General features: G+C 65.3%; 9 protein-coding genes and 1 pseudogene. 6 read left to right on the top strand and 4 right to left on the bottom strand.

Going from position 1 to position 8,606, the window contains the following annotated elements:
* Positions 1–770, top strand: a 770-nt coding sequence (locus N5096_RS02575; protein WP_267662771.1) for an RNA-guided endonuclease InsQ/TnpB family protein, incomplete at its 5' end; no start/stop codon positions are given.
* A gap of 83 nt (positions 771–853) precedes the next feature.
* Here the strand turns inward: N5096_RS02575 and rio1 are convergent.
* The 4 genes and pseudogenes from rio1 to N5096_RS02555 all read right to left on the bottom strand — a co-directional run bounded on the left by rio1 (position 854) and on the right by N5096_RS02555 (position 3,553).
* Positions 854–1,831, bottom strand: coding sequence for a serine/threonine-protein kinase Rio1 (gene rio1, locus N5096_RS02570; RefSeq protein ID WP_267662770.1), 978 nt, complete (start codon positions 1,829–1,831; stop codon positions 854–856).
* 85 nt (positions 1,832–1,916) lie between these two features.
* A complete protein-coding gene (gene hjc / locus N5096_RS02565; RefSeq protein ID WP_309243298.1) occupies positions 1,917–2,462 on the bottom strand; it encodes a Holliday junction resolvase Hjc in 546 nt (181 codons plus the stop codon).
* 108 nt (positions 2,463–2,570) lie between these two features.
* Positions 2,571–2,941: pseudogene (locus N5096_RS16295) on the bottom strand (rhodanese-like domain-containing protein).
* 81 nt (positions 2,942–3,022) lie between these two features.
* A complete protein-coding gene (locus N5096_RS02555) occupies positions 3,023–3,553 on the bottom strand; it encodes an NADPH-dependent FMN reductase (protein WP_267662767.1) in 531 nt (176 codons plus the stop codon).
* A gap of 822 nt (positions 3,554–4,375) precedes the next feature.
* On the opposite strand from N5096_RS02555, the gene thsA reads away from it, so the two are divergent.
* The 5 genes from thsA (at position 4,376) to N5096_RS02530 (ending at position 8,556) form a co-directional block, all read left to right on the top strand.
* Positions 4,376–6,028, top strand: coding sequence for a thermosome subunit alpha (thsA, locus tag N5096_RS02550; RefSeq protein ID WP_267662772.1), 1,653 nt, complete (start codon positions 4,376–4,378; stop codon positions 6,026–6,028).
* Positions 6,029–6,373: 345 nt separating this feature from the next.
* Positions 6,374–6,652, top strand: coding sequence for a DUF8103 family protein (locus N5096_RS02545; RefSeq protein WP_267662766.1), 279 nt, complete (start codon positions 6,374–6,376; stop codon positions 6,650–6,652).
* A gap of 128 nt (positions 6,653–6,780) precedes the next feature.
* Positions 6,781–7,098: an ArsR family transcriptional regulator gene (locus N5096_RS02540; RefSeq protein ID WP_267662765.1), complete on the top strand. Its 318-nt coding sequence runs from the start codon at positions 6,781–6,783 to the stop codon at positions 7,096–7,098.
* Between the two features lie 452 nt (positions 7,099–7,550).
* Positions 7,551–7,718, top strand: coding sequence for a hypothetical protein (locus N5096_RS02535; protein WP_267662764.1), 168 nt, complete (start codon positions 7,551–7,553; stop codon positions 7,716–7,718).
* Positions 7,719–7,791: 73 nt separating this feature from the next.
* Positions 7,792–8,556, top strand: coding sequence for a hypothetical protein (locus N5096_RS02530; protein ID WP_267662763.1), 765 nt, complete (start codon positions 7,792–7,794; stop codon positions 8,554–8,556).
* Positions 8,557–8,606: the final 50 nt, after the last annotated feature.

Here is an 8,606-nt window from a genome sequence, read left to right as displayed (position 1 = left end):
ACCGAGAACCGCCCGACCCGCCTGAGAATCCCGAGAAGTGCGTCGGAATCGATGTAGGGATTCTCACGTACGCCCACGACACGGACGGAACCGCCGTCGGGTCGCTCGATCTCTCCGACGAACGTGACCGCTTGGAGCGCGAGCAACGGACGCTCTCGCGGAAGGAACACGGGTCGAACAACTACGAGAAACAACGACGGCGCGTCGCGGAGTGTCACGCTGACCTCCGACGGAAGCGCCGTGACTTCCTACACAAACTCTCGGCGTACTACGCGAGGGAGTACGATCTTGTGGCGGTCGAAGACCTGAACGTGAAGGGGATGATGGAGTCGCCGTCGAACAGCCGCAATACGGCGTCTGCCGCGTGGCGAACGTTTCTCTCGTTGCTCGAATACAAGTGCGAACGAGAGGGGACGCACTTCGTCGCGGTCAGCCCGAGAGGAACGACCAAAGAGTGCGCGGCGTGCGGCGTCTCGACGGACAAGCCGTTATGGGTCCGTGAACACTCCTGTCCCGCCTGCGGGTTTGAGGCGGACAGGGACGCGAATGCGGTCATCAGACTACGTCTGATGGGCAGCAAAATCGCGAGCGATTTTGCGACGGCGTGGAACATTCTTTCTCGCGGCCTCGAAGACGTAGGAGTGGGACACTCCGAAGGAACGCCTGTGGAGACTGCGCTCCCTGTGGATACGTTGGTATCTGCAAAGCGCGTCGTAGAAGCAGGAAGCCCTACCCTCAACGAACGAACGGCGTCAGCCGTGAGCGAGTAGGGTAGGGTAGTTCACCCGGGAGCCGACCCGATCTACTCGTCCGGATTCGGCTCGGACTCGGCGCCCGACCTTCTGCCCGACTCTCACTCAGATTCGCCGCTCGGGTCAGCGTCCGGCTCCCCGCCCAGCTTGCCCTCCGGCTCCCCCGCCGGATCGGACTCCGGCTCGGTCACGTACGCGCGGAGGTCGTCGGGGTCGACGTCGATCCCCTCCCGCGTAAAGAAGGTCGCCACGTTCTCGCAGTCGCGGTCGAGGAACTCGCCGGCGTTCGGGTGGTGGACCGTCACCGCCTGGCCCATGTCGATGATCACCAGCTCGCCGTCGTGGATGATCATGTTGTACTCAGAGAGGTCGCCGTGGATCAGCCCGGCGCGGTAGAGCCGGCGCATGTACTCGCGGACGACCTCGTAGGCGGTCTCGGGGTTCTCCACGTCGACCTCGTTCAGCCGCCGAGCGCGGTCCTCGGCGTGGCCGACGAGCTCCATCACGAGGACGTTCCGCTGGACCGCGATCGGTTCGGGGACCCGCACGCCCGCCTTCCGCGCGCGTTCGAGGTTCGCGAACTCCTTGCGGGTCCACGCCAGCACGACCGCCTTCTTGTCGCTCGCGATCCCGTCGAACCGCGGGTCGCCCTCGAGGTAGTCGCGCATCTGCCGGAAGTTCGAGGAGTTGATCCGGTACACCTTCACGGCGACCTCGCGCTCCGAGTGGACGCCCTCGGGGCCGCCGCCCGCGGCCTCGGAGCCGGGCTCCGGCCGCTCGCCGGCCTGCCCGCCGAGCGCCTCGAAGACGCTCGCCTCCTTCCCGGTCGACACCGGCCCGCCGAAGGCGTCGACGTAGCCGTCCTGCACGAGCTTGTACACCGCCGCCAGCGTCGCGTCGTCGAACACCGACTCCTGGAGCTTGAACTGCTCGGTGTTCTTGATCCGCTTGCGGAACTCGTCGAACTCCCGGTCCTGTTTGCGGGCGATCCGGTCCGCCTCCGTGTCGGAGACGTCCAGCTGTTCCCACTCGTCGCCGGGCTGGTCGTCGGGCTCTAGCAGGACGAACTCCTCATTCATTCGACTCGACGTTCGACGCCGCGAGGGATAAGCGAGGGGGTGACGGGGCGCCGTGCCGGTCTCGGGCCCTCGCACGCCAGGCGGCTCACAACACGTCGATCGCGTCCTCGACCGGCATGTGGCCGTCTCGCACCGCTTCCAGGATCTCGCGGCGCTCCTCGGTTTCCGGATCGACTCCGCCTCCGCCGTCCCCGCCGCCGACCTCGTCGAGCGTCACCTTCTCGGTCTCGCCGACGAACTCGGGGAAGTCGGTGCCCTCCGCGAGCGCCGTCTCCTTTTTCACCCGATACGACCCGGCGTCGGTGGTGTAGAGGTCGCCCGGGTGGAAGAAGTACCAGTCCTCCCGGTCGAACCGGACCGCGATCCGAGCCTTCGCGCCGAAGTTCCGCGCGAAGAAGGTCAGCGCCTCGACCTCCTCGCCGGTGAGGTAGATCGGGTCGCCCGCGCTCGATTTCGCCTCGATCGCGTAGAACGTCTCGCCGTCGCCGGCGAGCACGTCGGGGAGCTCCCGCTCCGTCGCGGCGCCGCTGGCGGGCGCGCGCATCACGGCGAACCCGGCCTCGTCGAGGGCGTTCACCAGCTCGCGCTCGCGGCGGTCCCCCTTCCGGTTAGCGGACACGGTCGTCGTCACCCGATTCGGTCATGGACGCCATAGGCGCGAGGCGGTCAAAAGGGCGGCGGGTCGGCGGTCTCGTCACCCCCGATCCGTCGCTCCCACTCGAACCCGACCCGCCCCGCGTCATCCCCGCAGCCGCCACCACAGCGACCGGATCCGATACCCCAGCGAATTCCGTTCGTCCCCGTTCCACCCGCTCATGTCGCCCGCGAGCGTCGACGCGTCGTAGCCGGCCTCATCGAGGACGCTCGTCGCCCGCTTGGCGACGATTCCCATCTTGCACACGGTCACGATCTCCCGGTCGTCCGGGAGCTCGTCGAACCGGCGCCGGAGCGCCGACTCGTCGCCGCCCCGCAAGTCGTCGTACGCGGGGCGTTTCGACTCGCGTCGATCGCGTCGCGCTCGGAGGCCGACTCGGGCCGGATGTCCAACACAAACGGCTCGTCGTCGGTCCCGAGGCGCTCGGCCAGCTTATGGGGGAGAATGCGACTCATCGGCGAACGGTCGGGCTCGCGGCCGAAATCCCTACCGCTCGCGGGCGTGGTCTGCGGCGGCGACCCACTGCTACCGCCGGCTCACTCCCGAAGCCGTTCCGCGTGCTCGACGACGACTCGACCGAGCCGCTCCGTGCGCTCCCGGACGTCCTCGTCCGAGATCCCGGTCTCGTCGACGACCGACGAGGCCCCGCGGATCCCGACCTCGTGGGGGACGGTCCACGCGTGGACGTTCCGGAACGTCGACCGGAGGTGTTCTAAGGTTCCGCCGTAGGAGCCCCCGCCGGCGGTCGCGAGGAGTCCGACCGCGGTGTTCTCGTACTCCGTCGAGCCGCAGAAGTCGTGGAAGTTCTTAAACGTCGAGGAGTAGGAGCCGCGGTACACCGGGGTGCCGGCGAGCACGCCGTCGGCCTCGCGCACCCGCCGCTTCAGCGCCTCGCTGTCGCCCTGCGGGTCCTCGTCCGGGTGGTACAGCGGGAGGTCGACCGCGCCGAGGTCGGTCATCTCGGTCTCGGCACCGGCGTCGGCCGCGGCGTCGAGCGCGACTTCCAGCGCGGCCCGCGTCGTGCTGTCCGCGCTCCGGCTGCCGGAGACGGCGACGATTCGGGTCATGCGTTCGGTTCGGCGTCAAACCGTGAACTACCCTGACCTACCGCGCTCGGGGCTACTCGCCCCTCGCTTGTTGAGGACAGGGTTTCCTGTTTCTGCGTCGGAATTTATACCCGACGTGGGCACAGGGATTCCAGACTCCGCAGGCGACTTCCCTTCACGGGTGGTTCGGAGTGTCCCACTCCTACCGGATGGACACTCAGCCACAACCGAGGGTGCGCGCTTCTTGTCGCGCTTGAACACCACCGGAAGCGTGGTGAGCATCGTACTACCGATATCGACCGCAGGGGTAGTAAGGCTATGCCGTGTAGTGAAACTAAAACGATGACGGCGCTGTATCCCCGCCCTACTCGCTCACTTCGTTCGCTCCTTGAGGACGGGGGCTTAGCGCCTATAGTCAGCTAAAAACGGGGGAGATCGCCGGGAGACCGCCTCCGAGCCCTCGGCCGGCCGTCTGGGAGCGGTTGCCGCCGAGGTGATACCGCGGGAACGCTCGGCCGCTCGATTATACGAGGCTGCCGATGACCCCGTGCTGGACATCTCCAAAGCCCCGGCCTCGTCGCCGGACGCCGTCCGGTTGCGAGCGAGAGCTTCGCCCTCGTCCCGTCGGTCGGAGGCACGCGCCACCGGGGTTCGGCTATCGGAGACCCCCGCCCCGACGCTCGATCTGGAGTTCTATATAAATGCCCGTGTGAACGTGCCTCATACCTGCCGGTACTGCCCCACCGTGTTGCGGTTTCGCACGACACGAGCGAAGGGTTTATATAGAATCACAAACAATCAATGGTTGTAATGTCACAGCGCCAGCGGATGGGCAATCAGCCCATGATCGTACTTTCCGAGGAGTCGCAGCGAACATCCGGAAAGGACGCTCAGAACATGAATATCACGGCCGGGAAGGCTGTCGCGGAGTCCGTCCGCACCACGCTCGGCCCGAAAGGGATGGACAAGATGCTCGTCGACTCGGGAGGGTCCGTCGTCGTCACGAACGACGGCGTCACCATCCTGAAGGAGATGGACATCGACCACCCGGCGGCCAACATGATCGTCGAGGTCAGCGAGACGCAGGAGGAGGAGGTCGGCGACGGGACCACGAGCGCGGTCGTGGTCGCCGGTGAGCTCCTCGATCAGGCCGAGGAGCTCCTCGACCAGGACATCCACGCGACGACCCTCGCACAGGGGTACCGTCAGGCCTCCGAGAAGGCCAAGGAGATCCTCGAAGAGGAGGCCATCGACGTCTCCGAGGACGACCGCGACACGCTCGTCGAGATCGCCGAGACGGCGATGACGGGCAAGGGTGCCGAGAACGCGAAGGACCTCCTCGCCGAGCTCGTCGTCGACTCCGTCCTCGCGGTCCAGGACGACGACGGCATCGACACGGAGAACGTCTCCGTCGAGAAGGTCGTCGGCAGCTCCATCGACGAGTCGGAACTCGTCGAGGGCGTCATCGTCGACAAGGAGCGCGTCGACGAGAACATGCCCTTCGCCGTCGAGGACGCGAACGTGGCGCTGTTCGACGGGGACATCGAAGTGAAGGAGACGGAGATCGACGCCGAGGTCAACGTCACCGACCCCGACCAGCTCCAGCAGTTCCTCGATCAGGAGGAAGAGCAGCTCCGCGAGATGGTCGACCACCTCGTCGACATCGACGCCGACGTCGTTTTCGTCGGTGACGGCATCGACGACATGGCACAGCACTACCTCGCGCAGGAGGGCATCCTCGCCGTCCGCCGCGCAAAGTCCGGCGACCTGAATCGCCTCGCCCGCGCGACCGGCGGCCGCGTCGTCTCCAACCTCGAGGACATCGAGTCGGACGACCTCGGCTTCGCCGGCTCCGTCGCCCAGAAGGACATCGGCGGCGACGAGCGCATCTTCGTCGAGGACGTCGAGGAGGCGAAGTCCGTCACCCTCATCCTCCGCGGCGGCACCGAACACGTCGTCGACGAGGTCGAGCGCGCCATCGAGGACTCGCTCGGCGTCGTCCGCACGACGCTGCTCGACGGGCAGGTCCTGCCTGGCGGCGGCGCCCCCGAGGCCGAGCTCGCGCTGCAGCTCCGCGACTTCGCCGACTCCGTCGGCGGCCGCGAGCAACTCGCCGTCGAGGCGTTCGCCGACGCGCTGGAAGTCATCCCGCGCACCCTCGCCGAGAACGCGGGCCTCGACCCCATCGACTCCCTGGTCGACCTCCGCTCCCGGCACGACGCCGGCGAGTTCGGCGCCGGTCTCGACGCCTACACGGGCGACGTGATCGACATGGAGGCCGAGGGCGTCGTGGAGCCGCTCCGCGTCAAGACCCAGGCCATCGAGTCCGCCACCGAGGCGGCCGTCATGATCCTGCGCATCGACGACGTCATCGCGGCCGGCGACCTCAAGGGCGGCGGCACCGACGACGGCGGCGACGAGGGCGGCCCCGGCGGCGCGCCCGGCGGCATGGGCGGCGGCATGGGCGGCATGGGTGGCATGGGCGGTGCGATGTAAGCGTCCGATAGGACAACTACACCACCCACGCCGACTGCAGCCGCTTCGCCGAATCGACCCGCCGACCGACCGTCGCGCGCCCCTTCGGGCCTCGACGACACGCGATTTTTATCGACGACCGACCGCGGAGCCGGCGGCTCGTGGATCCGTCGACACCACCGCAACAGCCGTCTCAGTACCCGACACGGGTGTTCCCGCGTTGACAACTGTCACCCGTCCCCCGAACGACGAGACGGGCACGGTCACCCTCGACGTGGCGACAGCATAGCGGGGACGCGTCGACGTGACCGACGTTCGAAGGTGTCAACCGAAAGACTATGTGGCGGTAGTTTCTGATATGAGACAATGTCGAAGCGACCGAAAGACGGGCGGGGCGTAGCGGTGACGGCCGAGGAGGACGACGCCCTCGAGACGGATTGGGCCGTCATCAAGTCGCTCATCGACGCCCAGGAGCACACGAACGCGTCGTTGGAGCGGTACGCCCTCTACGCCACCCACGACGACGTCGACCTCGACGCAGAGACCATCGACGAGTACCTCGCGCAGGCGGTCGCCTGTCACGAGCGAGCGTTAGAGGATCTTCGCGCCGCGCGCGAGCTCGTCGCGGTGGAAGACGAGGACTGAGCGCGGTCGGTCCCTCGGCGACTCCTGCGGACGAAGAGCGCTGTTCAGTGATATCGCCGGGAAACGCGTCTCGAGGTCCGCGCTGGATTCATCAGGATATATATTGGCTCGGTGTGGAAAACGGGCTAATGCGGCTCACCGTTCCGACCGACTTCGAGATCCTGCAGATTCTCTCGAACGGGCGGCGCAACAACGCCGTCAACATCGCGGTCCACCTCGACAAAAACCGGTCGTACGTCAACACCCGGCTTCCGGTGCTGGCCGACTACGGGCTGTTGAACCGCGTCGGTCCCGCGCCGAACAGCGGGCTCTACGAGATCACGGATCGGGGACGGATCGCGGCGAGCCACCGTGAGGCGTACGAGGACGACGACGTCGACTTCGACGCGCTGATCGAGCGAGAGCTGGCGGAGCGCACCGACGAGGCGGAGCGCACCGACGAGTGACTCCAAGACGGGGCGCGCGCGGCGCGACGAGCATGGTGGGCGAGCGTCGCGGTCGCGGAGGACCGGTCGCGAAGCGCCAATCGAGTGGATCGCGCGGAGCGACGCGAAAACGCCATCAGTGGATACCGTCGGTGGAGCGGTTCGTATCCCATCGGTTCTCTTCGAAAAAGGTCGTCTCGTAGACGCGACCCCGGTCGCGTCGTCGATGGCCGTTCGGCCGGGAACCGGTTCGAGTGGCTCCGTCTCGCCGTTTTTACGCGTTTTGAGAGGTGGCGAGTGGCGGCTCCGCCATCCGGTCACGGCCGACGCGTCGGGCGGTTTCCGGTAGGTATCGGTAACAGATACCAACGGTAGATATAAGTGGTCAGCCGGGAAGTGTGACTACTGTAACGTGAAGTGGATACCAGAACGTAATAGGGGAGTACAGAGGGGGTGATCAGACATTCGTGGCGATGACAGACGAAAACAGCGGGGACGACACCGCGGACCTGACGCGGACGACGATCGAGTTGGACCGCGAGGTCTGGCGGGAGGTGCGTTCGGACGCCGTGGCGGACGGCGCGAACGTCTCCGAGAAGCTCGAGGAGGTCCTCGTGGACTACTACGACTTGGAAACGTGATCCGACAACATACCGCGGCATCAGGACGGGTCACAGGCGTAGCGTGCGGCAAGTGTAACAGAGACGACGATACATGAGAGATAAGCTCAAACAATCACTCGCGCTGCTAGGCGCGTTGGTAATGATGGTTTCGATGGTTGCTGCAGGGTTCACAGGAACCGCAGCAGCAGATGCACAAGATATCGGTTCCAATGGGATTGAGGCCGGTGATTTGATCGCTGGAACCGACTCAGTTAATCAGACCGTAACGTTCGACCAACTCGAAAATGATGGGAATAGCGAAACAATCAGAATTACCACTGAGGGTACAGATGGCGGTGCGTTAGATACAACGGGTGCGATTAGCGAAGCCCGTCTAGCTGACGAGGGAAGCCACGATGTCGACACTGTCAGCTATGACGGTTCGACTGACGAGATCACCATCGAACTCAACGGATCTACCGGTACGGTATCCGATCTGGCAATTGAGGTCGAGTGGGATCTCTCAACGTTCACCAACCAAGATGTCCAATACAACGCCGCCTTCACCGATGGCGAGCTGGGTGACGTAGATACGGAGTTCAGTATTTCCGAAGCACAGCCATCGTTCGGTGATACAGACACATCAGTGCAGGACGCTGGTGGCGCAACCGGAAGTCAGATCACAGTTGACTTCGGTGACAATGTGGATCTCGCTGATGGTGCTGACAACAGCGACCTTGCCGACGCATTCACTGTGTCTGGTGCTGAAGACGCTGCTGGTAACCAACTCTTTGTTGACAGTGCTGACATCGATGGCCCGACAGATAGTGAACTCGTACTTGAACTTGATGGCTACATGCCTTGTTTTACCGCCTAGTGACGACGGTCTCGGACGCTCTTACTGTAATATTCCGCCAGATTAACCCG

It is taken from the genome of Halorubrum yunnanense, from assembly GCF_026586675.1.
In the GTDB taxonomy this organism is placed as follows: Archaea; Halobacteriota; Halobacteria; order Halobacteriales; family Haloferacaceae; genus Halorubrum; species Halorubrum yunnanense.
The sequence above is the reverse complement of the archived record's forward strand: the minus strand, read 5'-3'. Positions and strand labels throughout refer to the sequence as shown.

Coding starts and splice junctions, on each gene's coding strand:
- N5096_RS02545 (WP_267662766.1), top strand. CDS start 6,374: ATGTCGAAGCGACCGAAAGACGGGCGGGGCGTAGCGGTGACGGCCGAG.
- N5096_RS02535 (WP_267662764.1), top strand. CDS start 7,551: ATGACAGACGAAAACAGCGGGGACGACACCGCGGACCTGACGCGGACG.
- thsA (WP_267662772.1), top strand. CDS start 4,376: ATGATCGTACTTTCCGAGGAGTCGCAGCGAACATCCGGAAAGGACGCT.
- rio1 (WP_267662770.1), bottom strand. CDS start 1,831: ATGAATGAGGAGTTCGTCCTGCTAGAGCCCGACGACCAGCCCGGCGAC.
- N5096_RS02530 (WP_267662763.1), top strand. CDS start 7,792: ATGAGAGATAAGCTCAAACAATCACTCGCGCTGCTAGGCGCGTTGGTA.
- N5096_RS02555 (WP_267662767.1), bottom strand. CDS start 3,553: ATGACCCGAATCGTCGCCGTCTCCGGCAGCCGGAGCGCGGACAGCACG.
- N5096_RS02540 (WP_267662765.1), top strand. CDS start 6,781: ATGCGGCTCACCGTTCCGACCGACTTCGAGATCCTGCAGATTCTCTCG.